General features: G+C 58.7%; 23 protein-coding genes. 9 read left to right on the plus strand and 14 right to left on the minus strand.

The genetic code is table 11. The annotated features are described in order from the left end of the window. The first annotated feature begins 32 nt into the window (after window positions 1-32). From G6N80_RS05890 to G6N80_RS05900, 3 genes are all read left to right on the plus strand, one after another. Window positions 33-1,556, plus strand: a complete 1,524-nt coding sequence (locus G6N80_RS05890; protein WP_165132056.1) for a sugar ABC transporter ATP-binding protein — start codon at window positions 33-35, stop codon at window positions 1,554-1,556. Between the two features lie 59 nt (window positions 1,557-1,615). Continuing rightward, complete coding sequence (locus G6N80_RS05895; RefSeq protein ID WP_165132059.1) at window positions 1,616-2,626, plus strand: ABC transporter permease; 1,011 nt, start codon at window positions 1,616-1,618, stop codon at window positions 2,624-2,626. 93 nt (window positions 2,627-2,719) lie between these two features. Beyond that, on the plus strand, window positions 2,720-3,658 hold the full coding sequence (locus G6N80_RS05900; RefSeq protein ID WP_425503874.1) for a substrate-binding domain-containing protein: 939 nt from the start codon (window positions 2,720-2,722) through the stop codon (window positions 3,656-3,658). Window positions 3,659-3,706: 48 nt separating this feature from the next. On the opposite strand, the gene G6N80_RS05905 is transcribed toward G6N80_RS05900, so the two are convergent. Further along, on the minus strand, window positions 3,707-4,630 hold the full coding sequence (locus G6N80_RS05905) for a hydrogen peroxide-inducible genes activator (RefSeq protein WP_165132065.1): 924 nt from the start codon (window positions 4,628-4,630) through the stop codon (window positions 3,707-3,709). Window positions 4,631-4,796: 166 nt separating this feature from the next. Here G6N80_RS05905 and katG point away from each other — a divergent pair, with 166 nt between their 5' ends. Then, the gene (katG, locus tag G6N80_RS05910; RefSeq protein ID WP_165132068.1) at window positions 4,797-6,974 is read left to right on the plus strand and encodes a catalase/peroxidase HPI; all 2,178 of its coding nucleotides are present in this window, start codon (window positions 4,797-4,799) and stop codon (window positions 6,972-6,974) included. Window positions 6,975-7,132: 158 nt separating this feature from the next. Here katG and G6N80_RS05915 read toward each other — a convergent pair whose 3' ends face one another. Further along, window positions 7,133-7,870 (minus strand): GntR family transcriptional regulator, encoded by a 738-nt coding sequence (locus tag G6N80_RS05915; RefSeq protein WP_165132071.1) that lies wholly within the window; start codon window positions 7,868-7,870, stop codon window positions 7,133-7,135. A 143-nt stretch (window positions 7,871-8,013) separates the two neighbouring features. On the opposite strand from G6N80_RS05915, the gene G6N80_RS05920 reads away from it, so the two are divergent. After that, window positions 8,014-8,982: a tripartite tricarboxylate transporter substrate-binding protein gene (locus tag G6N80_RS05920; RefSeq protein WP_165132074.1), complete on the plus strand. Its 969-nt coding sequence runs from the start codon at window positions 8,014-8,016 to the stop codon at window positions 8,980-8,982. A gap of 86 nt (window positions 8,983-9,068) precedes the next feature. Beyond that, entirely contained in the window at window positions 9,069-10,145 is a 1,077-nt protein-coding gene (locus tag G6N80_RS05925; RefSeq protein WP_062557003.1) for a tartrate dehydrogenase, read from the plus strand. Window positions 10,146-10,171: 26 nt separating this feature from the next. Here the strand turns inward: G6N80_RS05925 and G6N80_RS05930 are convergent, their stop codons facing one another. From G6N80_RS05930 to G6N80_RS05985, 12 genes are all read right to left on the minus strand, one after another. Continuing rightward, on the minus strand, window positions 10,172-10,855 hold the full coding sequence (locus tag G6N80_RS05930) for an ABC transporter ATP-binding protein (protein WP_062557002.1): 684 nt from the start codon (window positions 10,853-10,855) through the stop codon (window positions 10,172-10,174). Further along, on the minus strand, window positions 10,855-11,607 hold the full coding sequence (locus tag G6N80_RS05935) for an ABC transporter ATP-binding protein (RefSeq protein WP_062557001.1): 753 nt from the start codon (window positions 11,605-11,607) through the stop codon (window positions 10,855-10,857). Before G6N80_RS05935 ends, G6N80_RS05930 begins: the two co-directional genes overlap by 1 nt. Beyond that, window positions 11,600-12,571 carry a branched-chain amino acid ABC transporter permease gene (locus G6N80_RS05940; RefSeq protein WP_165132092.1) on the minus strand — a complete coding sequence of 324 codons (972 nt, stop codon included), beginning with the start codon at window positions 12,569-12,571 and terminating at the stop codon, window positions 11,600-11,602. The genes G6N80_RS05935 and G6N80_RS05940 overlap by 8 nt, the downstream gene beginning before the upstream one ends. 12 nt (window positions 12,572-12,583) lie before the next feature. After that, on the minus strand, window positions 12,584-13,450 hold the full coding sequence (locus G6N80_RS05945; protein WP_425503875.1) for a branched-chain amino acid ABC transporter permease: 867 nt from the start codon (window positions 13,448-13,450) through the stop codon (window positions 12,584-12,586). Window positions 13,451-13,517: 67 nt separating this feature from the next. Continuing rightward, window positions 13,518-14,654 carry an ABC transporter substrate-binding protein gene (locus tag G6N80_RS05950; protein ID WP_062556998.1) on the minus strand — a complete coding sequence of 379 codons (1,137 nt, stop codon included), beginning with the start codon at window positions 14,652-14,654 and terminating at the stop codon, window positions 13,518-13,520. A 274-nt stretch (window positions 14,655-14,928) separates the two neighbouring features. Continuing rightward, window positions 14,929-15,714 (minus strand): SDR family NAD(P)-dependent oxidoreductase, encoded by a 786-nt coding sequence (locus tag G6N80_RS05955; RefSeq protein ID WP_062556997.1) that lies wholly within the window; start codon window positions 15,712-15,714, stop codon window positions 14,929-14,931. Between the two features lie 2 nt (window positions 15,715-15,716). Continuing rightward, on the minus strand, window positions 15,717-16,565 hold the full coding sequence (locus tag G6N80_RS05960; RefSeq protein WP_062556996.1) for a fumarylacetoacetate hydrolase family protein: 849 nt from the start codon (window positions 16,563-16,565) through the stop codon (window positions 15,717-15,719). Further along, window positions 16,565-16,990, minus strand: coding sequence for a cupin domain-containing protein (locus G6N80_RS05965; protein WP_062556995.1), 426 nt, complete (start codon window positions 16,988-16,990; stop codon window positions 16,565-16,567). The genes G6N80_RS05960 and G6N80_RS05965 overlap by 1 nt, the downstream gene beginning before the upstream one ends. Window positions 16,991-17,064: 74 nt before the next feature. Continuing rightward, window positions 17,065-17,460, minus strand: coding sequence for a RidA family protein (locus tag G6N80_RS05970; RefSeq protein ID WP_062557180.1), 396 nt, complete (start codon window positions 17,458-17,460; stop codon window positions 17,065-17,067). Beyond that, complete coding sequence (locus tag G6N80_RS05975) at window positions 17,453-17,872, minus strand: acyl-CoA thioesterase (protein WP_062556994.1); 420 nt, start codon at window positions 17,870-17,872, stop codon at window positions 17,453-17,455. Before G6N80_RS05975 ends, G6N80_RS05970 begins: the two co-directional genes overlap by 8 nt. Before the next feature lie 16 nt (window positions 17,873-17,888). Beyond that, window positions 17,889-18,671 (minus strand): SDR family NAD(P)-dependent oxidoreductase, encoded by a 783-nt coding sequence (locus G6N80_RS05980; protein WP_165132095.1) that lies wholly within the window; start codon window positions 18,669-18,671, stop codon window positions 17,889-17,891. A gap of 6 nt (window positions 18,672-18,677) precedes the next feature. Beyond that, window positions 18,678-20,993 (minus strand): bifunctional salicylyl-CoA 5-hydroxylase/oxidoreductase, encoded by a 2,316-nt coding sequence (locus tag G6N80_RS05985; protein WP_165132098.1) that lies wholly within the window; start codon window positions 20,991-20,993, stop codon window positions 18,678-18,680. A gap of 205 nt (window positions 20,994-21,198) precedes the next feature. Between G6N80_RS05985 and G6N80_RS05990 the strand changes: the two genes are divergently transcribed. The 3 genes from G6N80_RS05990 (at window position 21,199) to G6N80_RS06000 (ending at window position 24,997) form a co-directional block, all read left to right on the plus strand. Then, complete coding sequence (locus tag G6N80_RS05990) at window positions 21,199-21,705, plus strand: MarR family winged helix-turn-helix transcriptional regulator (RefSeq protein WP_062557179.1); 507 nt, start codon at window positions 21,199-21,201, stop codon at window positions 21,703-21,705. Window positions 21,706-21,935: 230 nt separating this feature from the next. Further along, window positions 21,936-23,588 carry an AMP-binding protein gene (locus G6N80_RS05995; protein ID WP_165132101.1) on the plus strand — a complete coding sequence of 551 codons (1,653 nt, stop codon included), beginning with the start codon at window positions 21,936-21,938 and terminating at the stop codon, window positions 23,586-23,588. Between the two features lie 86 nt (window positions 23,589-23,674). Beyond that, a complete protein-coding gene (locus G6N80_RS06000) occupies window positions 23,675-24,997 on the plus strand; it encodes an MATE family efflux transporter (protein WP_246251369.1) in 1,323 nt (440 codons plus the stop codon). The last annotated feature ends 71 nt before the right edge of the window (window positions 24,998-25,068 follow it).

Here is a 25,068-nt window from a genome sequence, read left to right on the forward strand (position 1 = left end):
ATTAGCAGTTGAGGAGCTGCTGGGAGGGATGAATGGCGGTTCTGGGCGAGGGGTCGCAGCCTGTTGTGCTGGCGGCTGAACGAGTCTCAAAATCCTTCGGGGAAATACAAGTTCTTTTCAGCGTCGACTTCGATGTCAGGCGCGGCGAGGTTCATGCCCTCATGGGTGAGAATGGCGCCGGCAAATCGACTCTTGTGAAGATTCTTTCCGGCTTCGAGCAGCCCACCTCCGGCAAGATCCTGCTGGACGGGCAACCGGTCGCCTTGCCTGCAAATGGCTCGGCCGAATCGCTCGGCATTGTTCTGATCCATCAGGAATTCAATCTCGCGGAACATTTGACGGTCTCGGAAAGTCTTTTCCTCGGGCGAGAGGTCACGCGCTTTGGTGTCTTGAACAAGGCGTTCATGCGCGAGCGCACCCGCCATTATCTGGACCAGCTTGGTACCCGCATTCACGAAGATGCGCTGATTGGATCGCTTTCAGTGGCGGAAAAGCAGATGGTCGAGATTGCCAAGGCAATTTCGCGCGACGCTCGCGTCATTTTCATGGATGAGCCGACCGCTGTCCTCTCGCGAGAAGAGACCGGCCTATTGTTTGAGCAGGTGCGCCGTCTTCGCGCTGAGGGAACGAGTTTCGTTTTCGTGTCGCACAAGCTTGAAGAGGTCATGGAATTGACCGACCGGGTCACCGTCCTCCGGGATGGGCAATGGGTAAAAACCGCACCAACCAAGCTGCTGGATGGCGAGGCCATTGCGCAACTGATGGTTGGCCGCGAGCTCTCAACGCTTTACCCGGCAAAGCATGAACCCGATGTCGACGAAGAGGTTGTGCTTTCGGTGCAAGGCTTGACCACCGGCTATGTCAAGGACGCCAGCTTCGATCTGCGAAGGGGGGAAATTCTCGGCTTTTCGGGCCTGATCGGCTCTGGTCGAACGGAACTCATGGAGGCGGTTGCCGGTCTTCGCAGCCGCCAGTCCGGCACCGTGGAAATACATGGCCAAGCCATGGCGTCGTCGGACTTCCGGGCCGCCAATGCTGCAGGCCTCGCCTACATGACCAAGGATCGCAAGGGCCACGGGCTTCTCCTTGGTGAAAGCATGGCCGTGAACCTGACGCTGCAATCGCTCGATCGCCATGTGAAGGGTGGCTATCTGGATCCGGTCAGCGAAAGCAAGGCGCTCGTCCGTGCAAAGCGCCGCTTCGATATCCGTGTGCGCGACGAGAATGTCCGCGTCGGCCGCATGTCGGGCGGCAACCAGCAGAAGTTGTTGCTCGCCAAGATCATGGAGGTCGAGCCGAAAATCATCATCATCGATGAGCCAACGCGCGGCATTGACGTCGGCACCAAGCAACAGATTTACCACTTCATTGCGGCGCTCGCCCGCGAAGGTCGCTCCATCATCGTCATTTCCTCGGAAATGCCGGAGGTGATCGGGCTCTGTACGCGCGTCGCGGTCATGCGCGAGGGGCGTATCGTCGGCATGCTCGAAGGAGAAGACGTCTCCGAGCAGATGATCATGCGCTATGCGGCCGGCTTGCGTCGGCAGGCAGGTTGAAGTGGGTAGCAGCCAGCAATTGAGGGCCCGGCAGAGGTCCGTCGGGAGGAGTGGGGATTATGTCGGTCGAAGCTGAAGGGCAGTCGGGTGCCCGTCGTCAAAGAGCATGGCGTGATATCGATCTGAGGGCGGTCGCGCCCTTTGCAGCGCTGCTGTTGCTGCTCATCATCGGTGCCCTGGTGAACCCGAACTTCATCGGCCTCACCAATCTGGCAAATGTTGCGACACGCTCAGCCTTCATTGCCATTATCGCGGTTGGCGCTACGTTCGTCATCTCTGCCGGGGACCTTGATCTCTCGGTTGGATCCATGGTCGCTTTCGTTGCCAGCCTCATGATCCTGTTCATGAATTCAGGAGCTATAGCTGATCCGGGCTTGATGATTGCCGCGGCGGTGGCGCTTGCCATCGTCATCGGATCGCTATGTGGCCTGGCAAACGGGCTCATTACGACGGTCGGAAAAATCGAACCGTTCATCGCGACCCTCGGAACCATGGGCATCTATCGCGGTCTCACGACCTGGCTGAGCCAAGGTGGCGCCATCACGCTGCGGTCGGCGGAACAGCAATCCATCTACCGTCCAGTCTATTTCGGCTCCATTCTCGGCGTGCCGGTCCCGATCCTCGTCATTCTATTGGTCACGGTCATCGCAGCTTTCATCCTGTATCGAACGCGCTATGGCCGCCATGTGACGGCTGTAGGTTCAAGCCGGGATGTGGCGCGTTATTCCGGTATCGCGGTGGATCGGGTGCGCACCATAGCTTTCATCATCCAGGGGCTTTGCGTCGCGATTGCCGTGCTTCTCTATGTTCCGCGTCTCGGGTCCACATCGGCCACAACCGGCATCCTGTGGGAACTCCAGGCCATCACCGCGGTCGTGGTCGGCGGTACGGCGCTCAAGGGCGGTGCGGGTCGCGTCTGGGGCACAATTTGCGGGGCCTTCATTCTCGAGCTGGTCGGCAACATCATGCTGCTGTCGAATTTCATTTCGGAATATCTGATCGGCGCCATACAGGGCACCATCATCATCGTCGCCATGCTGGTTCAGCGGTCGCTGGCCCGCAAGGGATAGACATAACCACACGCTTGCCTGGCCGGATCAGGGGTCGTCCGGATGAGGTGACAGAAGACCCCATCACCATCTTGGGAGGAAGAGATGAAAAGAATGATTGGCCTCGCCATGGCCGTGGCGGGAATGGTAGCGGCTGCCCAGGCGGTTGCTGCTGACACGAAAACAATCGGCGTATCGATCCCGGCTGCGGATCACGGCTGGACTGCTGGCGTTGTCTATCACGCCAACCGGGTCGCGGACCTTCTTATGAAGGAACATCCGGGTCTCAAGGTCGTGGTCAAGACCTCGCCGGATCCTGCCAGCCAGGCAAATGCGCTACAGGATCTGGAGGTGCAGGGTATCGATGCGCTGGTCATTCTGCCGACGGATCCGGATCCGTTGGTCAACGCTATCAAGGAAGTGAAGAAGAAGGGCACCTTCGTTTCCATCGTCGACCGCGCTCCGTCCACCAATGACAATTCCGTCCGCGATCTTTATGTGGCGGGCAATAACCCGGCGCTGGGTCAGGTGGCAGGCGAATATATCAAGGCGAATACGCCCGAAGCGCAGGTGGTCGTAATCCGCGGTCTGCCGATCCCGATCGATCAGCAGCGTCAGGACGGTTTCGACAAGGGCATCGCCGGCTCGAAGGTCAAGATTCTGGATCGCCAGTTCGGCAACTGGAACCGCGACGATGCCTTCCGCGTCATGCAGGACTATCTCACCAAGTATCCCAAGATCGATGTGGTCTGGTGTCAGGATGACGATATGGCTGTGGGCGTCCTTCAGGCCATCGAGCAGGCAAAGCGCACCGACATCAAATACATTATCGGCGGTGCGGGTTCGAAGGACATGATCAAGAAGGTCATGGACGGCGACAAGATGATGCCGGTGAACGTGCTGTATCCGCCGTCGATGGTTGGCACTGCGATGGAGCTGACCGCTGCCGCCATCTACGATCAGGTTCCTGTTCACGGCACCTATACGCTGGATGCGACATTGATCACGAAGGATAACGCTAAGAACTACTACTTCCCGAATTCGCCGTTCTGATCCGGCTGCAATCGAGTGTGAGGTCCCGCTCCTCAGGGTGCGGGGCTTTCACGCGCTGGTTAACTTCTCACTGCAGTTCTGCCTGTTGACGCCAAGATCGCGAATGATTTCGATGATCTGGCCGAACTGTGCGGCCAACGGGTTCGAATGACGCCATACGATGCCAATCGTGCGGGTCGGCTTGGGATCAGCGAGATGCGACACGGCGACGTTTGCCCGATGCGCCTCGATATCGATGGCCATGCGAGGGATCAGGGTTACGCCTATTCCCGCTCCAACCATTTGCACGAGGGTGGAAAGCGAGCTCCCTTCCATCAGGTCGCGCGGCGGCGCACTTGATATGTTGCAGAAGGAGAGGGCCTGCTCGCGGAAGCAATGTCCTTCCTCAAGCAGCAGCAGCCGCATCTGCTTCAGCATGTCGGGACTTGGTACCGGCTTCCCGGCATCTTCTATCGGTCTCACCAGAACGAACTCCTCTTCGAACAGAGGAACTTCCTCAAGCGAGGGTTCGGAAACAGGCAGGGCGACGATGGCCACGTCCAGCTTGCCGTCGACCAGATCCTCGATCAGCTTTTGCGTAATCGCTTCCCTTGGCCGCGCATCCACCAGAGGATAGCGGGCAGCAATGGACTTCATCAGTTCCGGCAAAAGATACGGCGCGACAGTCGGTATGACGCCAATCCGCAGCCGTCCGCTCAAGGGTCCCTTGGTCGAACGGGCAAGATCTGCAAGTTCATCCACAGACCGCAAGATCTCGCTTGCCCGCTCGGCAAAAACTTCGCCCAAACCTGTCAGATGGATCTGGCGTCGCCCGCGTTCCACCAGAGGTGCTCCGATTAGTTCCTCCAACTCCTTGATCTGCACGGAAAGCGCCGGTTGGGAGATTGAACAATCTTCCGCCGCCCGACCAAAGTGACGGTGTCGAGCGAGCGATTCAAAATATCGCAAATGCTTCATCGAGAGGCCATTCATAACCTCAGCATATCGAACCGTTAGGAATATACAATTGGAAACTATGGAACTCGTCTGCTAGGCCTCTGCCGTGATGAATTGAAACGAAGAACAAGTTATTTTCACACTGCATTGATATCACCTGCCAGTTTACTGAATGAGAACAAACAGATCGTCGGAGAAACTCATGGACGCGCATAAAACGAACTCAGCCGGCAAATGTCCCGTTATGCACGGTGGCAACACCGTTTCTGGCCAATCAACTGTCGCCTGGTGGCCGAACGCCCTCAATCTCGACATCCTGCATCAGCACGATGCCAAGACGAACCCTCTCGACAAGGGTTTCAACTATCGCGAAGCGGTCAAGTCTCTCGACGCCGCGGCTCTAAAGGCCGATATGAAAGCTCTGCTGCGCGACAGCCAGGAGTGGTGGCCCGCAGACTGGGGCCACTACGGCGGCCTGATGATCCGTCTCGCATGGCATTCCGCAGGTTCCTACCGTCTGGCCGATGGCCGCGGTGGTGGTGGCTCCGGCAACATCCGTTTTGCACCGCTGAATTCCTGGCCGGACAATGCCAGCCTCGACAAGGCACGCCGCCTCCTGTGGCCGCTGAAGAAGAAGTATGGCAACAAGATTTCCTGGGCCGACCTCATTCTCTTCGCAGGCACCGTTGCCTATGAAGACATGGGCTTGAAGACCTTCGGCTTCTCCTTCGGTCGCCCGGACATCTGGGGTCCGGAAAAGGACGTGTATTGGGGCGCGGAAAAGGAATGGCTGGCGCCGTCCGACACGCGCTACGATGATGTCACCAAGCCGAACACGATGGAAAATCCGCTTGCCGCCGTGCAGATGGGTCTTATCTACGTCAACCCGGAAGGTGTGAACGGCAATCCGGATCCGCTGGCAACCGCTGCCCAGATCCGCGAGACTTTCGCTCGCATGGCGATGAATGACGAAGAAACCGCAGCCCTGACCGCTGGCGGCCACACGGTCGGCAAGGCGCACGGCAATGGTCTCGCGCAGGAACTCGGTCCTGAGCCGGAAGCTGCTGGCATCGAAAACCAGGGCTTCGGCTGGACCAATCCGCACCAGAACGGCAAGGCGAGCCTTGCAGTCACCTCCGGCATCGAAGGTGCATGGACCACGAATCCAACCGTGTTCGACATGGGCTATTTCCAGCTTCTGTTCGGTTATGACTGGGAACTGACGAAGAGCCCGGCCGGTGCCCATCAGTGGCAGCCGATCGGCATCAAGGAAGAGGACAAGCCGGTTGACGCCAGCGATCCGTCCATCCGTCGCATGCCGATGATGACTGACGCCGACATGGCCATGAAGGTCGATCCGACCTACCGCGCCATCTGCGAAAAGTTCATGGCGAATCCGGACTACTTCAACGACACCTTTGCCCGCGCATGGTTCAAGCTTACGCACCGCGATCTCGGCCCCCGCGTTCGCTACATCGGCCCGGAAGCTCCGACCGAAGATCTGATCTGGCAGGATCCAATTCCGGCTGGCACGACGGGTTATAACGTCGATGCGGTCAAGGCGAAGATTGCAGCATCCGGCCTGTCCACCGCCGAACTGGTCGCAACCGCATGGGACAGCGCCCGCACCTTCCGTGGTTCGGACCTTCGCGGCGGTGCCAACGGTGCCCGCATCCGCCTTGCCCCGCAGAAGGATTGGGAAGGCAATGAGCCTGCCCGACTTGCGAAGGTTCTGGCCGTTCTGCAGCCTATCGCTGCCGAATTCGGTGCGAGCCTTGCCGATGTCATCGTCCTCGGCGGTAATCTCGGTGTTGAGCAGGCTGCAAAGGCTGCCGGCTTCAATATGGACGTTCCGTTCGCCCCGGGTCGTGGCGATGCCACGGCAGAGCAGACCGATGCGGCCAGCTTCTCGGTTCTGGAGCCTCTTGCCGATGGCTTCCGCAACTGGGCCAAGAAGGATTATGTCGTCAGCCCGGAAGAAATGCTTCTGGACCGCGCCCAGTTGATGGGCCTCACCGGTCCGGAAACCACGGTTCTGCTCGGCGGCTTGCGTGTGCTCGGCACCAATTACGGTGGCAGCAAGCACGGCGTGTTCACGGATCGCGAAGGCCAGCTCACCAACGACTTCTTCGTCAACCTGACGGACATGAAGTTCACATGGAAGCCGACCGGCAAGAACTCCTACGACATCGTCGATCGCAAGACCGGCGTTACCAAGTACACGGCAACACGCGTGGATCTGGTGTTCGGTTCCAACTCCATCCTGCGTGCCTATGCGGAAGTTTATGCGCAGGACGATGCACAGGAGAAGTTCGTGGTTGATTTCGTCGCAGCCTGGACGAAGGTCATGAACGCGGATCGCTTCGATCTCGCTGCCTGATTGAACCAGCCTCCCTAAACGAAGGGGCTCGCTGAAAGGCGGGCCCCTTTTTGTTCTAGAGCGTGTCGCGATCTTTCAGATACGCTCCTGGCGCTCTATTTCTCTACTTTTCGCATGTCGTTATCGCAAAACCGCTGCACACTTTTGCGCGACATGCTTTAAAGATTGCGTAGATTGAGCCGCCGGATCAAAGGGATGAGTTGATCCTTCGCCTTCTGTCGGTGCAGTCGCGCTGCAGTACTTGCAGCTTCCACGTCACCCTGTTGAATAGCGGTGATGATCAATGCGTGCTCGTCTGCGGAACTGGCTGGCAGTGGACGAAGGTTGAGGGTCAACATGCGCGTTCGGTGCAATTGATCGGCCACGGTTCCGGCCATGCGGATCAGCCGTTTGTTCCGGCTGCCCAGCAGCAGTTGCTCATGGAATGTCTCGTCTGCGGAGGCCCACGCCACGAGATCCTTTGCACTGATCGCGACGCCCATTGCGTTTGTGGACGCGGTGAGGGCCGCAACGCATGCCTGGCGATCCTCGTCCGCAAGACTTGCAATCTTTCCTGCTGCAGCACCTTCCAGCGCCATCGTGATCTCATAGATCTCTTCGATGTCTTCCGGTGCAAGCGGGCAAATGAGAATTCCCTTGCGGGCCAGGATCTTCACGAGGCCATCTTCCTGCAGGCGTGCCATTGCCTCATGAACTGGCGTGCGGCTCATCCCAAGCTGGCGCGCAATTTCAATCTCCGCCGCCTGATAGCCAGGTGGGAATGTGTTGTTCCGGATGGCGGATTTGATTGCCTGGTAAGCCGCGTCCACTCGGCCTTGCGGAGCCGATTCCAGGTCTGGTTCTGTACCTTCGGTCTCTCGGGGATTGATCCGGGGATGCTGTTCGCTCTGTGCCATGTGCCGCCTGCCAAGATTGTTGAAGCTATAGCGCAGCCAGCCCCCGTTGACAAACGCAGCGCAAGCTGGAATTCTAACTTGCATGCAAGATTGCATGGTACAGCCGGTGTGGAGGCGCCGGTTGGTTTCGGGAGGAAACCATCATGAAAACAGCACAGACTATATTTGCGACATTGACCCTGTTGGCAGGATTGACCGGGCAGGCGGTTGCGCAGGACAAGTACCCGTCCAAAGCCATTACGCTCATGGTCCCTGCAGCAGCCGGCGGGCCGAGCGACACGGTGGCAAGGCTTGTGGCTCAGTCCATGTCGAAGACGCTTGGACAACAGATCATCATAGAGAATATGGGCGGGGCCGGTGGATCTCTTGGGACGGCTTCCGTGGCGCAATCGGAACCGGATGGCTACCGCCTCGTGCTTTATCACATCGGCGTTGCGACGTTCTCAGCACTCTACCCCAATCTGCCCTTCAAGCCGGAAGAGCTGACGAGTGTCGGCCTTGTGACAGAGGTGCCCATGACGGTCGTCGCCCGTAAGGATTATCCGGCGAAGACCCTTGCCGAGCTGCTTGCCGGGTTGAAGAAGGATGCGGAAGCAGTAACATTCGGCACTGCCGGAACAGGCGCGGTATCTGATCTCTGTGGTCGCCTGATCCAGGATGCCGTTGGGGCAAAAATGACGGTCGTTCCCTATAAGGGCATGGGGCCGGCCATGACAGACCTGATCGGAGGTCGTATCGATCTTGCCTGCGATCAGACCACGAATACGGCGACGCAGATCAAGGCCAATGAAATCAAGGCTTTCGCCGTGACCACAGCGAAACGGATATCGTTGTTCCCGGATCTGCCCACCGTGAGTGAAAGCGGTATACAGGGGTTCGAACTGAGTGCGTGGCATGCGATCTGGGCACCTAAGGGAACGCCGGAACCCATCCGAAAGACATTGTCAGATGCGTTGAAGACCGCGCTCAAGGATCCCGTTGTCATCGAGCGCTTTGCCACATTGGGCACAGCGCCCGTGGCGGAAGATCAGGCAACACCATCGGCACTCGACGCCAAGTTCAAGTCTGAGATCCAGAGATTGAGTGCCTTGATTGCAAAGTCATCCAAATAAACGCGAGAGCCGGGATATAGTTTGTCCCGGCATCGCTGATCTTCACGCGGCGGGATCTGCCGTAAACACTGCTGAACGAGACGCACATGAGAGACTACAAGATTGCCGCCATTCCGGCGGATGGAATTGGCCCCGAGGTCATTGCGGCCGGACTGCAGGTTCTGGAGGCGCTGGAAAAACGCAGCGGTGATTTTCGCATCCATGCGCAGAGCTTCGAATGGGGTTCCGACTATTACAAGCGCCACGGCGTCATGATGCCAGCGGACGGCCTTGAAACGCTGAAGGGATTCGATGCCATATTCTTCGGAGCCGTCGGCGCGCCGGACGTGCCGGATCACGTAACCCTCTGGGGCTTACGTCTGCCGATTTGTCAGGGTTTCGACCAATATGCCAATGTGCGGCCGACAAAAATTCTCCCTGGCATAACGCCACCCTTGCGCAATTGCGGTCCCGGAGACCTTGACTGGGTGATCGTGCGCGAGAATTCGGAAGGGGAATATTCCGGCCATGGCGGCCGCGCCCATCGCGGCCTGCCGGAAGAGGTCGGAACGGAAGTCGCCATCTTCACCCGCGTCGGCGTTACCCGCATCATGCGCTATGCGTTCAAACTGGCGCAGGCGCGACCGCGCAAGCTTCTGACCGTCGTGACCAAATCCAATGCCCAGCGGCATGGCATGGTGATGTGGGATGAAATCGCAGCCGAGGTTTCCAAGGAATTTCCTGATGTGACCTGGGACAAGATGCTGGTCGATGCGATGACAGTTCGCATGACCCTCAATCCAAAAAGCCTCGACACGATCGTCGCGACCAATCTGCATGCGGATATTCTGTCGGATCTCGCAGGGGCTCTTGCGGGAAGCCTTGGCGTCGCGCCAACGGCCAATATCGATCCTGAGCGGCGCTACCCCTCGATGTTCGAACCAATCCACGGATCTGCGTTCGACATAACGGGCAAGGGTATTGCCAATCCGGTCGCTACTTTCTGGACTGCGGCGCAAATGCTGGAGCATCTGGGAGAAAAAGAAGCCGCATCCCGGCTGATGGCAGCCGTCGAGCGGGTGACCGGTGCTGGCATCCTGACCCCGGATGTTGGTGGCACGGCCAATACAGCCGAGGTTACCCGGGCGGTGTGCGAAGCCATCGCAGGGTCGAATATTCTTTAAAGAACTCGTCCGAATATCTGGGGGTATCAAACCCCCAGATAGCGATCCTGCAGGTCGGCGGTCAGCGCATCCGGCGCGCCTGTCCAGACCGTCTTGCCATTCTCCAGCACGATGCAACGATCAGCCACCGGAAGCAGTTCGGACAGCGTCTTGTCGACCACGAGAATGGAAAGGCCATCTGCCTTCAATGTGCGGATGGCCCGCCAGATATCCTGCCGGATGACCGGCGCCAGACCTTCTGTCGCTTCATCGAGGATCAGCAGGCGCGGATTGGTCATCAGTGCGCGCCCAACCGCCAGCATCTGCTGTTCGCCACCGGAAAGCGACCGCGCAAGCTGGTTTTTCCGCTCTTCGAGCCGCGGAAACAGCGTCGAGATGCGCTCAAGGGTCCACGGCCCCGGGCGCGCCGCCGTAACCAGATTTTCGTAGACGGTGAGGTTGGGGAAGCAACGTCTTCCTTCCGGCACCAGGCCGATCCCCAGTCTTGCGACCTTGTGTGTCGGCATGGCGCGGGTGGTAACGCCACCAAAAGCAATAATGCCCTCGCGTGGCGGGACGAGGTTGCAGATTGCCTTTATGGTGGTGGATTTGCCCATGCCGTTGCGCCCCATGAGCGCCACCACCTCTCCCTCTGAAAGCGAAAGATTGACACCGAACAGTGCCTGGCTCGAACCGTAGAAGGCCGTAATCTCCTGAACATCCAGCAGCATCAGGCATGATCTCCCAGATAGGCGGTACGCACGGTTGGATCGTTGCGGATCTGATCGACCGTGCCTGTCGCGATGATGCGTCCGTAGACGAGAACGGAAATCCGGTCCGCCAGCGCATAAACCGCATCCATGTCGTGCTCCACCAGAAGAATAGGGGCTTCGCGCCGCAAACCATCCAGGAAACGGGTCAGTGTCTTGGAACCTTCAGGTCCCATTCCGGCCATGGGCTCATCCAGCAGGAAGGCGCGCACATCGAGCGCCAGCGCAACTGCGATTTCGAGTTGCCGCTTTTCCCCATGGGAAAGTTCGGCAGCCGGAACATGGGCGCGATCGGCGAGACCCACACGAGACAAGCGCTCCATTGCGGCCTCTGTCAGGGACTTGTCCTTCATCACAGGTTTGAAGAAGTGGAAGCTCGAGCCTTGCTGTGCCTGCACCGCCAGCATCACGTTGCGCAGCGTGGAAAACTCTCCCGCGAGCGACGAGATCTGAAACGTGCGCCCCAGACCGAGACGGGCGCGATCGGCCACACTCAAACTGCTGACATCCTGACCGCCGAGATGGATCGTGCCTTTGTCCTGTCTCAGCGTGCCGCAGATCTGGTGAATGAGCGTGGATTTGCCAGCCCCGTTCGGACCGATGAGCGCATGGATCTCACCGGGTCGCAGCGTCAGGCTCACATTGTCTGTAGCCTTCAACGCACCGAAGCTTTTCTCAAGGCCGTTGATTTCAAGAACAGCATTCTCAGCCATGACGTGCCTTTCCGGCCAGAAGACCCATGACCCCGCCGCGCGCGAACAGGACGACGGCGAGCAGAATGAGACCGAGGAAGAACTGCCAGCGCTCGGTCATGCCGCCCAGCACGAATTCCAGGATGACATAGAGAGCGGCACCGGCAAGCGGCCCGAACAGCCGGCCCGTTCCACCCAGAATGATCAGCACGATCAGTTCGCCGGACATGTGCCAGGAGAACATGGACGGGCTGACGAAGCGGTTGAGGTCCGCATAGAGAGCACCGGCGAGCGCGGTGATCATGGCAGACAGCACGAAGGCCGTCAGGCGGATGGGGAAGGGCTTGATGCCGATGGAGGCAACGCGGACATCGTTCTGCCGCACGGCCTGCAAGGCTGCACCGAAGCGGGATGAGCGCATCAATGAAAACAGGCCGAGCGTCAGCATCAGCAGACCATATGCCACCAGGAAAAACTCCATCGGGCGCATGGTATTCAAGCCGGGAAACCCGTTGCGCACGGCAATCGACAGGCCGTCTTCGCCGCCATAGGCTGGCCAGGAGATCGCGAAGTAAAAGATCATCTGCGCAAAGGCGAGCGTAATCATGATGAAGTAGACGCCGGACGTTCTGAGGCTGACGACGCCGATTCCAAGCCCTATGAGACCGGCAACGACGGCTGCGACCAGCCAGATGACCGGCATGGATTGCGACCCCTCGAAGCCGAACATCATCGGTTCACCGGACAGCGCGTGGGCAGACAGAATGCCTGCGGCATAGCCGCCAATTCCGAAGAAGGCCGCATGCCCGAAGGAAACGAGCCCGCCGAGGCCAAGGGCAAGATTGAGCCCGGTGGCGGCGAGTGCCAGAATGGCGATGCGTGTTGCCAGCGTGATGGTGAAGGTCTGGCCCATTTGCAGCGCGATGATGGGCACGGCAAGCAGCGCCAGCGCCATGGCTGCGTTTATTGAAACCTCGCGATTCATCAACTTATGTCCTCACGCCTGAGCCGGAAAAAGGCCGCGCGGTTTGACTGCCAGAATGAAGGCCATGACCAGATAGATCAGCATGGATGCGATGGCCGCTCCCATGGGCTTGGCGTCGGCAGGTGATACGAAAAGGGTCAATATCTGCGGCAACAGGAAGCGCCCCATCGTATCTACAACACCGACAGTCAGCGCGCCGACGAAAGCGCCCTTGATGGAGCCTATGCCGCCGATGATGATGACCACGAAAGCAAGGATCAGAACCGGTTCGCCCATGCCGACCTGGACCGACTGGATAGCCCCCACCATGGCACCCGCAAGTCCGGCCAGTGCCGCACCCAGTGCAAAGACCAGCGTGTAGAGCGTACGAATGTCGACACCGAGAGCCGCAATCATTTCCCTGTCGCTTTCACCGGCACGAATGCGCATTCCGAGCCGGGTGCGCGAGATCAGCAGGTAGAGACCTCCAGCCACAAGAGCGCCCGTGACGATAATGGCGAGCCGATAGAGTGGATATTGCGCGCCGCCAGGCAGAGAAACAGCGCCTTGCAGAAGTGGTGGTATGTCGAGATAGAGCGGAAATGACCCGAACAGCCAGCGCGTTCCTTCCGAAAAGATAAGGATGAGTGCGTAAGTCGCCAGCACCTGTTCCAGATGGTCCCGATTATAAAGCCTGCGGATGACGGTGATTTCCATCAGGGCACCAGCGCCCGCTGCAAAGGCAAGGCTTGCGGCAAGACCCAACCAGAACGAGCCGGTGGCAGCCGCCACGGCGGCGCAAGCAAATGCGCCGACCATGTAGAGCGAGCCATGGGCCAGGTTGATCAGGCCCATGACGCCGAAGACGAGAGTCAGCCCGGCCGCCATCAGAAACAGCATGAAACCGAGCTGAACGCCGTTCAGCAATTGCTCGAGGGCAAGTGCGAAGGTCACAAGTCTGCCCGCCTTACTTCTTGCATTCCTTGGCGTAGGCATCGCCGTGATCGGTGAAGATCTTCTCGACGGTCTTGTTGGTCAGCACGCCATTTTCCTTCACCACCTCGGTCACATAGATATCCTGGATCGGGTGACGATTGGTGTTGAACTTGAAGTTGCCGCGTGGCGATTTGATATCGGCCGCATTCAGCGCTGCTGCAAACGCCTTGGCATCCTTCACGCTGGCCTTGGACGAGGCCGAGAGAATCAGCTGCGCCGCATCGAAAGCCTGCACGGCATAGATGGAGGGCAGGCGGCCATATTCCTTCTCGAAGGCTGGTACGAACGCCTTGTTCGCAGCGTTGTCCAGATCCTTAACCCACTGGCCGGACGCTTTTACGCCAAGCGCAGCATCGCCAATAGCGGGCAGCACGTCCTGGCTGAAGGAGAAGCCGGGGCCAATGATCGGTGTCTTCACGCCGGATTGCGCATACTGCTTCATGAAGGCGATGCCCATGCCGCCGGGAAGGAAGACGAATACGCCATCGGCACCGGATGCGCGGATCTGGGCGATTTCAGCGGCGTAATCCGTCTGGCCGACCTGAGTATAAACCTCGTTGGCAACAGTTCCCTTGTAGTAGCGCTTGAAGCCGGTCAGCGAATCCTTGCCCGCCGGATAGTTCGGCGCCATGATGAACATCTTCTTGTAGCCTTTGTTGGCATATTCGCCCATGGCTTCGTGAAGATTGTCGTTCTGGTAGGCGGCGTTGAAGTAGAGCGGATCGCACTTGGCACCGGCAAGCGCCGCAGGGGCTGCGTTGGTCGAGACGTAGAACTTGCCCTGCGCCACGACGCCCGGCTGAACGGCCATGAGAAGGTTCGACCAGACGATACCCGTCAGGACGTCAACATTTTCGCTCTGGATCATCTTGTCGGCAATCTGCACCGCAAGTTCCGGCTTCTGGGCATCATCCTCGGTGACGACGGTCACGTCCTTGCGGCCCGATTGCTTGATCGCGAGCATGAAGCCATCGCGCGTATCGACACCAAGTCCAGCGCCGCCGCCCGACAATGTCGTGATGAGGCCGATCTTGACCGGTTCAGCGGAAGCCATGCAGGCGCTGCCCAGCATCAATGCTGCAGTCGCAGCCAAAAGAGAAGTTTTCATCCGATGCACTCCGTTTTCTGTTGCTGTTCCCGATTATTGTTGTTTTTCATTCGGTTCTTTGGAGAACCTTTATGCTCAACTGCGCTCACCAATGCAACTGCCCGGCACTTTGTTGTTTAGCAGGTTGTCACAGGTCATTTCAGACCACAAGAATTATTTTAAGCTTAGAATAAATTCTTGGGCGTTGCTTGCGCCGTTGGCGACCAAGCGCATGAAAGCTTGCCGGGCGTTCCTCCGCCCGGTCACAAATTCACGATGTTTGGCCATGCTGGCCTTAAAATATGCCGGTCTCGACGGCGACCCGACGATAGGCGGCACCTGCGGTAAACCCGCCATCAATGACAAAGTCTTCGCCGGTGACGAAAGCGGAGCGTGACGAGGCGAGAAACAGAACCAGTTCCGCAATCTCCTCCGGAGCGCCCGAGCGCTTCATCGGCGTCATCTCGATCATCGGCTTCAAATGCGGGCTGCTGGCGTTGAGGCCGGTGACGACAAGGCCGGGGCAAACGGCGTTGACGCGAATGGCCTTGCCCGCCAGCTCCATGGCTGCACTCCTCGTCAGCCCACGCAGGCCCCATTTGCTGGCGGTGTAAGCCGGATCGTAATGACCGGAGAATGCGCTGTTGGAGGAAATATTGACGATGGAGCCACCGCCATTTTCCGCCATCAGATCGGTCACGGCACGGATGCCAAGAAAGGCACCGGTGAGGTTGACCTTCAGCAAACGTTCCCAGGCTTCAAGCTCTGTAGAGGCAACCGTCGAGCGATTGATGATCCCGGCATTGTTGACGAGGATATCAAGACGGCCCTGCCATTCGCGGGCAAGGTCGACAACCTTTGCCCAGCTTTCCGGACTTGTCACATCATGTGCCAGGAACCGCGCCTGATGACCTTCCTCGGTGAGCGTTTTCTCCAAAGCTTCACCTTCCGCCGTCAGCACATCTGCGATGATGACGGCGGCGCCGTGAGACGCGAAGAGGCGGGCTTCCGCCTCACCCTGTCCGCGCGCGCCACCGGTGACAATGGCCAATTTGCCGGCAAGTTCTCCCTGTGACGTCATGGTCAGGCCCTCGCTTCGACAGTAGTCTGCTTCTGTTCGCCCAGACCCTCAATGCCAAGCGTCATGACTTGGCCGGCTCTCAGAAACACCGGTTCCGGCTTGATGCCCATGCCGACGCCGGGCGGCGTGCCGGTCGCGATGATATCGCCCGGCTCCAGTGTCATGAACTGGCTGATATAGCTGACGAGGTGGGCGACACCGAAGATCATCGTGTTGGTATTGCCGGTCTGGCGGCGCACGCCATCCACATCCAGCCACAGCGACAGGTTCTGCGGATCCGCCACCTCATCGCGCGTGACAAGCCATGGGCCGATCGGCCCGAAAGTGTCGTGGCTCTTGCCCTTGGTCCATTGCCCGCCGCGCTCTGACTGGAAAGCGCGCTCAGAAACATCATTGACGACGCAATAGCCCGCCACGTGGTTGAGCGCTTGAGACTCGGCCACGTATTTTGCACGGGTCCCGATTACGACGCCAAGTTCGACCTCCCAGTCGGTCTTCAACGACCCGCGCGGGATTTCCACATCGTCATTCGGACCGACGACGGCATTCGTCGCCTTCATGAACAGGATCGGCTCTTCCGGCGGTGCCTTTCCGGTTTCCTTTGCGTGGTCGGCATAGTTCAGGCCGACGCAGATGAACTTGCCCGGACGGACAACGCAAGCGCCAATGCGCTGCGGGTCAACCACCGGCAGGGTTGAAAGATCGGTCTGACGGAGGCGGTCGAGTGATGCGTCCGACAGCGCCTCTCCACCGAGATCGCTGAGCATGCCGGAGAGATCGCGGATCTTGCCCTCGGCGTCGAGAATGGCAGGCTTTTCGGCGCCTGCCGGTCCATGGCGAAGGAGTTTCATCAGGCCCGCCGATATCCAACCAGAACACTGTCGTCCACATCCGGAAGATTGACCACGATGTTATCCGGCGTGCGGGTTGTGAGCCACACCAGTTCCTCGGTCGTGGACATATTGACCTCGATATGCGGCCAGTTCGGCGGCACGAAGATGAAGTCGCCTTCTTCCATGTCGATGAATTCCTGCCAGTTCTCGCCGAAATAGATGCGGCCCTTGCCCTTCAGCACATAGCCGCCGGTTTCGGCTTCGCCATGGTGGTGGGGATAGGAGCGATAGCCCGGTTCGTTGGAAACCTTGCCGAACCAGATCTTGGTCGCCGGGGTGTGCTGCGGGCTGACGCCGGAAATACGCACACATCCGCCGGACTGGCCGGTTCCGGTATCTTCCTGACCCTTGCGGGTCACGACGGGCATAACCTTGTTGCTCATGAAATCCTCCTCTAGAACCTGTGTAGATGACTAGATGTCTAGATAACTAGACATCCTCTGAATGACCTTGATGCTCAGTCCGGCACGACGGCCAGCGCCTGGATCTCGATCTTGGCGCGGTCTTCCATCAGCGCGACTACCTGCACGGCGGCCATGGGCGGGAAGTGGCGCCCTATGATCTCGCGATACACGGCGCCGATCTCTTTCATTCGCGTCTTGTAGGCTTCGCGATCCGTGAAATACCAGGTCATCTGGATCAGGTGTTCCGGCTTGGCATCTGCGGCCGAGAGAACGCTGACAATATTCAACAGCGTCTGCCGCACCTGCTCGACAAAATCGTCGGAATGAAACTCACACTGCTCATCCCAGCCGATCTGCCCGCCCACCTGAACGATGCGCCCACGGGCGCTGATGCCGTTGGAATAGCCAATCGGCTTGGCCCAGCCTTCCGGCTGGATGATTTCATGCATCATGGGAAGGCTCCAGGTAACGGGTCAGTCCGGCCCTGACATCGTCGGGCCATGGATGAGATTTGTGATCTTCAAGCGAAGTCATCACGATGCGCTGACGCACCGTCCAGATGATGTCGCCGCGGACGGTAACGATGGTTTCAAGGTCCAGCGAGGCGCGGCCAATGGCGCGGACATGCACGGCAAAATCCAGCACATCGCCATAGACGGCGGGCTTCTTGAATTCGAGGTTCAGCGTCACGGTCGGCAAGCCGAGCTTGCGCTCGAACATGATTTCTTTCCATGTCACGCCGAAGGAGGCAAACATTGCCTCGTTCACATCGACCAGCATGGAAAGATAGGCCGGATGATAGGCGATGCCGGTCAGGTCGCAGTCGCCGAACCGCATTGGCTTCGAGATTGTAAAAGGCATGCTTCCTCCCTGTGGCTCAGCCGGACAAGACTTCGCCGCCCGCCACCGCAATGGCCTGGCCGTTGATGGATTGGGACAGGGGCAGCGCGAGCCACGCGACTGTCTCGGCCACTTCTTCCGGCGTGACCAGGCGTCCCTGCGGATTGCTCTTTGTGAACTCGGTCAGCGCCTGCTCTGGCGTGCGCCCTGTCTTGGCCACGATTTCTTCGATGGAGCGGGCAATGATGGGCGTATCGGTAAAGCCGGGGCAGACGGCGTTGACCGTGATGCCCTTCTTCGCCAGTTCCAGCGCAAGCGCCCGTGTCAGGCCCACAACGCCGTGCTTTGCCGCGCAATAGGCCGAGACGTAAGCATAGCCAGTCAGGCCTGCAGTCGAAGCGATGTTGATGATGCGCGCGCCTGCGCCATGGGCTTTCAAATCGGGCAGGACCGCTTGCGTGACGTTGAATACGCCCGTCAGATCGACATTCAGAACCTTCGACCAAAGCTCCAGCCCCGTCTTTTCGAAGGGTGCGCTTGGGGCTTCGCCAGCATTGTTGACGAGAATGGTAACCGGCCCGAAGGCTTCACGTGCCTGCGTAAGCCCGCTTTCAATGGCCTTTGGATCGGTGACATCGAAACCCGAGGCAACCAAAATCCGCTCGTTTCCAAGCCCTTCCGCCAGTGCCTGTAGCGGCTCCCGGCGGCGACCGGCAATCGTCAGTCTTGCGCCACCCTCATGCAGGCGGCGGACGATGGCAGCGCCTATTCCGCTTCCAGCGCCGGTGACCAATACGTGTCTGTTTTCAATGCCAGCCATAGCGGATCACTTCGCCGGTGCCGCAGCGCGTTCGAGGCCGGATTCGTACTGGTACTTGCCGGACATGTACTGCTTCGGCCACGGTACATTCTTCAGGCCAATCTTTGCGGCCTCGTGCAAGGCCCAGGCCGGATCAGCCAGATGTGGACGAGCCACGGCACAGAGATCGGCGCGTCCCGCGGCGATGATGGAATTGGCGTGGTCGGCTTCGGAGATTGCGCCCACGGCGATGGTGGGTATGCCGATCTCGTTGCGGATCTTGTCGGAGAACGGCGTCTGGAACAGGCGGCCATAAACCGGCTTCTCTTCCTTCGATACCTGACCGGAGGAGCAATCGATGAGATCGGCACCGGCTTGCTTGAACATTTCCGCAAAAATCGCAGCATCTTCCGGCGTATTTCCACCGTCGGCCCAGTCGTGGCAGGAAAGACGGACGGAGATCGGCTTATCCTGAGGCCAGACCTCGCGAATGGCTTTGAAAACTTCCAGTGGATATCGCGCGCGGTTCTCGTGACTGCCGCCATATTCGTCTTCGCGCCGATTGGTCAGCGGCGAAAGGAACGATGACATCAGGTATCCATGGGCGGCGTGGAACTCCAACCAGTCTGCCCCGGCTTCTGCAGCCCGCTTTGTGGCGGCAACAAAGTCTTCCTTCACGCGGTCCATGTCGGCGCGATCCATCGCCTTCGGCACCTGACTGTGCTTCAGATAGGGCAGGGCGGAGGCTGACAGAAGTGGCCACGCGCCGTCTTCCAAAGGCTGATCTATGCCTTCCCAGGCCAGCTTGGTGGCACCCTTGCGGCCAGCATGGCCGAGCTGGATGCCGATCTTGGCGGCACTGTTGGTGTGCACGAAATCCACGAGGCGCTTCCAGCCAGCGGTCTGCTCATCGCTCCACAGGCCGAGGCATCCGGGCGTGATGCGGGCATCGGGCGAAACGCAGGTCATTTCTGCAAAGATGAGTCCAGCACCGCCAAGGGCGCGGCTTCCCAGGTGAACGAGATGGAAATCGTCCAGCATGCCATCCTTCGCGGAATACATGGCCATGGGCGAGACAACGATGCGGTTTGGCAAGGTCACGTCACGCAGACGGTAGGGCGTGAACATGGGCGGCAGGCAGCGTTCATCCTCCTTCACATTCAAGCCCTGCTTGGCGGCGAACCAACGCTCATAGCCTTCCAACCAGGTCTTGTCGCGCAGGCGAAGGTTCTCGTGGCTGATCCGCTGCGAACGGGTCAGCATGGAATACATGAACTGCTCCGGTTCCAGCGTATCGGCATAACGCGTTCCAACGACTTCGAACCATTCCATGGCGTTGCGGGCAGCGTTCTGAATGCGGGCAACATCAACCCGGCGAATTTCCTCATATGCTGTCAGGACGGCTGGAATGTTCTCCTTGCCATGCCCGAGCTTCTGGAACTGGTTGGTCAGCTCAATCGCATCGTCGATTGCAAGCTTGGTGCCGGAGCCGATGGCGAAATGCGCCGTATGTGCGGCGTCGCCCATCAGAACGACATGGCTGTTGCCGTTGAAGTGGCTCCATTTGCCGCAAATCAGCCGCTGGAAGTTTAGCCATGCTGAACCCCGCATATGCCGGGCATTGGTCATCAAGGACGACCCTTCCAGCGTTTCGGCGAAAAGGTCTTCGCAGAACCTGATCGACTCGTCCTGCGACATCTCACCAAGCTTGTGGGCCTGATAGGCTTCTTCCGTCGTCTCGATGATAAAGGTCGAGGTCTTGTCGTCGAACTTGTAGATATGCGCCTGAAACCAGCCGTGATCCGTCTTGCGGAAATCAAAGGTGAAGGCGTCGAAAAGCTTGTTGGTGCCAAGCCAGATGTAGCGATTGGGACGAACCACGAGATCTGGCTGGAAGACGTCCGAATATTTGGCTCGAATGCGCGAGTTCACGCCATCGGAAGCAATGACGAGGTCGGCATCCGGAAAATCCAGATCGCTTTCCGCCTCGGTCTCGAATTGCAGATTGACGCCGAGCGCTTCGCAGCGAGCCTGCAGAATGTTCAAAAGCTTGCGGCGGCCAATGCCGACAAAGCCATGGCCGCTGGTGCGCTGACGCGTGCCCTTGAACAGAACCTCGATGTCGTCCCAATGGTTGAAGGCATCCTGGATTTCGCCAGCGCTTTCAGGATCCCAATGCCGCATGGACTGCATGGTCTGATCCGAAAAGACAACGCCCCAGCCGAAGGTATCATAGGGGCGGTTGCGCTCCACCACCGTCACGTCGTGTTCCGGATGGAATTTCTTCATGAGAAGGCCGAAATAGAGGCCAGCCGGACCTCCGCCGATGCAGACAATCTTCATTGCCGTTCCCTTCATTGTTGACGCAAGTTCATGCACGCCAATTATTTTAAGATTAAAGTATTTGACATTCGTGCATTGTCAACCGGAAAAATCGGTGGCCTATCCTGCATCCTTCGGACATCCCGATATGCTTGAATCTTGAATGATCAAGCTTGACATCGGCTTCATTCATCAGCACTCCGATAGGACGGGGCAGGGGAATCGCATGGTGAATGATATCGAGGCGATTGTTGCGGATACGCAGGAAGGCAAGAAGCTGGAACTGCGCTTATGGCTGCGTCTGCTTTCCACCACCCGCCTCGTTTCGCAGGAAATTCGCCGTCGGCTCAGGCTGGAGTTCAACAGCACGCTGCCGCAGTTCGACGTGCTCTCCCAGCTTTATCGCCAACCCGATGGCCTGCGTCTGGGCGAGCTTTCCCAACTGACCATGGTGACGAACGGCAACATCACGGCGCTTGTCGAGCGGCTTGAAGCGGATGGTATGCTGGTTCGCGAAAGGCTGGGGCAGGATCGGCGTGTGACCGTTGCGAAGCTGACGCCGCGCGGCCGTGAGATCTTCAGCCGTATGGCGCAGGCGCATGAGGCCTGGCTGAAAGAGTTGATGGTGGATGTGGACCCGATCGTTTTGGCCGGGTTGCTGACGCATGTCGGTCAGGTCAAGAATTCCACCATCCGGCACATGAGCCGTGGCGAACTCGAAGACGCCGAGTAGTTCGTCACACATCACTTGAACATGCCATCCGATCAGAGACTGCCGCGCGAAACCGCGCGTGGCGGCTTGTTCGAGACGACGCGCCACCGTTCAGGAAAAATCATTATAAGCTTAAAAGATTTTTCTTGCCGAGCTTTTGGACCTGTGCCAGTCTTTCCAAAAATCAAAATACGCCACCTGGAAAACCAGCAAGGCGTGCAGACCAAATGTTTGCGAATAGGGGAACTGACATGAATCTGGGTCCAACCGGACACGCGGATACCTTCGCGCGCGACCATCTTCCGCCCTTTGAAGAGTGGCCGGAAATCAATCTGCAGGGCTTTGACTACCCCGAATATCTCAACGCGGCTGTGGAACTCACCGACCGTATGGTGGAGAAAGGGTTCGGCGACCGCGTGGCGCTGATCGGCGTCGGTCGTAAACGCACTTACCGCGAACTGGCGGAATGGACCAATCAGCTGGCGCGGGCGCTGATCGAGGATTACGGCCTCCAGCCAGGCAATCGCGTTCTCATCCGCTCCGGCAACAATCCGGCCATGATCGCCTGCTGGCTGGCGGCAACCAAGGCGGGCGCTGTGGTCGTCAATACCATGCCGATGATGCGTTCGGGCGAATTGCTGAAATATCTCGAAAAGGCGGAAATTTCGCTGGCTCTGTGCGACCATCGGCTGATGGATGAGCTGGTGGAGGCGGGTAGCCAGAGCCAGTTCCTCAAGCGCATCGTCTCCTTCGACGGAACCGACGGCCATGATGGCGAACTGGACCGGGCGGCGCTTGCCAAGTCCAGGGAATTTGCCGCCGTTGAAACAGGGCGTGATGATGTGGCCTTGCTGGGCTTCACGTCCGGTTCAACCGGCATCCCCAAGGCTACGATGCACTTTCACCGCGATATCCTCATCATCGCAGATGCCTATGCGAAGGAAGTGCTGCAGGTTCAGCCGGAGGATGTCTTTGTCGGTTCGCCACCGATTGCCTTCACATTCGGTCTCGGTGGCCTCGTGGTCTTTCCGCTTCGTTTCGGAGCCTGCGGTGTGCTTCTTGAGAACGCCGCCCCCACCAAAATGCCGGATATCATTCAGGAACATCAGGCCACGATCTGCTTCACGGCGCCGACGGCCTATCGCGCCATGCTGGCCGCGATGGATGGTGGGGCAGATCTCTCATCGCTGCGTATTGCAGTATCCGCCGGGGAAACCCTGCCGGGTCCTGTGTTCGAAGAATGGACACGCAAGACCGGTAAACCGATCCTCGATGGTATCGGCGCTACCGAGATGCTGCATGTTTTCATCTCCAACCGGCTAGGAGAGGGCAGGCCTGCCTGCACCGGACGCCCGCTCAGTGGCTATGAGGCGATCATCGTCGACGACTCGATGAACGAGGTGCCGCGCGGCACGGTGGGCAAGCTCGCCGTGCGCGGGCCGATTGGTTGCCGCTATCTCGCCGATACGCGTCAGAAGGATTATGTCCGGGGCGGCTGGAATCTGACCGGCGATGCTTTCTATCAGGACGAAGAGGGCTATTTCCACTTTGCGGCCCGAGCCGACGACATGATCGTATCTGCTGGCTACAACATTGCGGGCCCAGAGGTCGAAGCAGCACTTCTCAAGCATGATGCCGTTGCCGAATGCGCGGTGATCGGCGTTCCGGACGAAACACGCGGCATGATCGTTCAGGCCCATGTCGTGCTGGCGCAGGGCTTCAGCGGTGATGACGTGTTGACGAAGCATTTGCAGGAGCATGTGAAGTCCATCATCGCCCCTTACAAATACCCTCGCTCGATCATCTTTACGGAAGCTCTGCCCAAAACGGAGTCCGGCAAGATCCAGCGGTTCCGTTTGCGCAGTGCAGCAGCAGCGCCGCAAATATCGGCGCAAGCGGTCTGACCTCGGCCTCGATTAACGATTGGCATTTGTCTTTTCCGCGCAAATGATCGACATCACGTCTCGATCAGAGGCAAGGAGCAGACACAGTGACCGACAAAAGCCAAACGGCGCGTGCTTTCACCGTGGAAAGCCGGGATGTACTGCGCATCTCGCTTCCCATGATGATCGCCTATCTATCGACGCCCTTGGCCGGGTTGATCGCGACGGGCGTGATCGCCCAGCTTGGCGACGAAAATCTGGTTGGAGGCGTTGCCCTCGCCTCCGTCATTTTCGACGTGATGTTCACGACATTCAATTTCCTGCGCGCCGCGACGACCGGTTTCACGGCGCAGGCCGTTGGGGCTGGCAGCAAGCTTGACGAAAACCGGATGCTGGCGAGCGGCTTGATCGTTGCGCTTGTGTCCGGCCTGCTTCTTCTTCTGGTGCAAGGTCCGCTTGGAGCCTTCAGTCTTGGCGTGCTGGGTGCCGAGGGCGCTGTGGCCGAAGCTGCCGCCATCTATTTTCACTGGCGTATATGGTCGGCACCGCTTGTGCTCTTCAATTTCGTCGCCTTCGGCTGGATCATCGGTCGTGGAGAGGCGATGTGGAGCATGATTCTGCAAACTCTCCTGAACGTCCTGAATGCGGGGATCAGCTATTACTCCGTGATGCGGCTTGGTTGGGGCGTGGAAGGCGTCGCGATTGCCGCGCTCGTGGCGGAAGGTGCAACGGCGCTTCTCGGAGGCATCCTCATTCTGGTCAAGACAGACCGGCTGGCCTGGGAGCTTCCGGGGCTGAAAAGCTTTCAGCGATCCTTCTCCGTCAATGGCGATATGATGATCCGCTCCTTTGCATTGCTGATCGGCCTGTCTTTCTTCACACGCCAGAGCGGCACGCTGGGAATCGATATTCTTGCGGCAAATACGATCCTGCTGCGCTACTATTTCTTCGGTGTCGCATTTTTGGATGGCGTGGCGACTGCAGCGGAACAACTGGCCGGCAAGGCGGTAGGCGCCCGCTACCGCCCGGCCTTTGATCAGGTTATTCGTCTCACGACCATCTGGGGTCTCGTCTTTGCAGTGATTGTTTCTCTGGCCTTTATGCTGAGTGCAGGCTGGGTGATCGATGTGCTGGCACCCACTGGAAACGTCGCCGCCCTCGCGCACGCCTATCTTCCCTACATGCTGGCCTTGCCAATTCTCGGTGTCATCGCGTTCCAGATGGATGGCGTCTATATCGGGGCCACATGGTCACGGCAGATGCGCAATCTCATGGTTGCCTCGCTGGCGACCTACATTCTGACCTGGGCTGTGCTGCAGCCGCTTTTCGGCAATCACGGTCTGTGGATGGCTCTTCTCGTCTTCCAAAGTGCACGAAGCATTGCCTTTCGCCTGATGCTGCCGAGGCTTGCCGATCGTACGTTCGGCTGATCTGGGCGGTCTTTATGTTTTCCTTACATGAGGCAGCATTCTTCCCAATCGAAACCTGACGGGTTCAGCGC

The organism is Rhizobium rhizoryzae (genome assembly GCF_011046895.1).
Classification (GTDB): domain Bacteria; phylum Pseudomonadota; class Alphaproteobacteria; order Rhizobiales; family Rhizobiaceae; genus Neorhizobium; species Neorhizobium rhizoryzae.

Excerpts from the sequence above, each read along its gene's own strand:
- G6N80_RS05890 (WP_165132056.1), top strand. The coding sequence starts at position 33 with ATGGCGGTTCTGGGCGAGGGGTCGCAGCCTGTTGTGCTGGCGGCTGAA.
- G6N80_RS05895 (WP_165132059.1), top strand. The coding sequence starts at position 1,616 with ATGTCGGTCGAAGCTGAAGGGCAGTCGGGTGCCCGTCGTCAAAGAGCA.
- G6N80_RS05900 (WP_425503874.1), top strand. The coding sequence starts at position 2,720 with ATGATTGGCCTCGCCATGGCCGTGGCGGGAATGGTAGCGGCTGCCCAG.
- G6N80_RS05905 (WP_165132065.1), bottom strand. The coding sequence starts at position 4,630 with ATGAATGGCCTCTCGATGAAGCATTTGCGATATTTTGAATCGCTCGCT.
- katG (WP_165132068.1), top strand. The coding sequence starts at position 4,797 with ATGGACGCGCATAAAACGAACTCAGCCGGCAAATGTCCCGTTATGCAC.
- G6N80_RS05915 (WP_165132071.1), bottom strand. The coding sequence starts at position 7,870 with ATGGCACAGAGCGAACAGCATCCCCGGATCAATCCCCGAGAGACCGAA.
- G6N80_RS05920 (WP_165132074.1), top strand. The coding sequence starts at position 8,014 with ATGAAAACAGCACAGACTATATTTGCGACATTGACCCTGTTGGCAGGA.
- G6N80_RS05925 (WP_062557003.1), top strand. The coding sequence starts at position 9,069 with ATGAGAGACTACAAGATTGCCGCCATTCCGGCGGATGGAATTGGCCCC.
- G6N80_RS05930 (WP_062557002.1), bottom strand. The coding sequence starts at position 10,855 with ATGCTGCTGGATGTTCAGGAGATTACGGCCTTCTACGGTTCGAGCCAG.
- G6N80_RS05935 (WP_062557001.1), bottom strand. The coding sequence starts at position 11,607 with ATGGCTGAGAATGCTGTTCTTGAAATCAACGGCCTTGAGAAAAGCTTC.
- G6N80_RS05940 (WP_165132092.1), bottom strand. The coding sequence starts at position 12,571 with ATGAATCGCGAGGTTTCAATAAACGCAGCCATGGCGCTGGCGCTGCTT.
- G6N80_RS05945 (WP_425503875.1), bottom strand. The coding sequence starts at position 13,450 with ATGCTGTTTCTGATGGCGGCCGGGCTGACTCTCGTCTTCGGCGTCATG.
- G6N80_RS05950 (WP_062556998.1), bottom strand. The coding sequence starts at position 14,654 with ATGAAAACTTCTCTTTTGGCTGCGACTGCAGCATTGATGCTGGGCAGC.
- G6N80_RS05955 (WP_062556997.1), bottom strand. The coding sequence starts at position 15,714 with ATGACGTCACAGGGAGAACTTGCCGGCAAATTGGCCATTGTCACCGGT.
- G6N80_RS05960 (WP_062556996.1), bottom strand. The coding sequence starts at position 16,565 with ATGAAACTCCTTCGCCATGGACCGGCAGGCGCCGAAAAGCCTGCCATT.
- G6N80_RS05965 (WP_062556995.1), bottom strand. The coding sequence starts at position 16,990 with ATGAGCAACAAGGTTATGCCCGTCGTGACCCGCAAGGGTCAGGAAGAT.
- G6N80_RS05970 (WP_062557180.1), bottom strand. The coding sequence starts at position 17,460 with ATGCATGAAATCATCCAGCCGGAAGGCTGGGCCAAGCCGATTGGCTAT.
- G6N80_RS05975 (WP_062556994.1), bottom strand. The coding sequence starts at position 17,872 with ATGCCTTTTACAATCTCGAAGCCAATGCGGTTCGGCGACTGCGACCTG.
- G6N80_RS05980 (WP_165132095.1), bottom strand. The coding sequence starts at position 18,671 with ATGGCTGGCATTGAAAACAGACACGTATTGGTCACCGGCGCTGGAAGC.
- G6N80_RS05985 (WP_165132098.1), bottom strand. The coding sequence starts at position 20,993 with ATGAAGATTGTCTGCATCGGCGGAGGTCCGGCTGGCCTCTATTTCGGC.
- G6N80_RS05990 (WP_062557179.1), top strand. The coding sequence starts at position 21,199 with ATGGTGAATGATATCGAGGCGATTGTTGCGGATACGCAGGAAGGCAAG.
- G6N80_RS05995 (WP_165132101.1), top strand. The coding sequence starts at position 21,936 with ATGAATCTGGGTCCAACCGGACACGCGGATACCTTCGCGCGCGACCAT.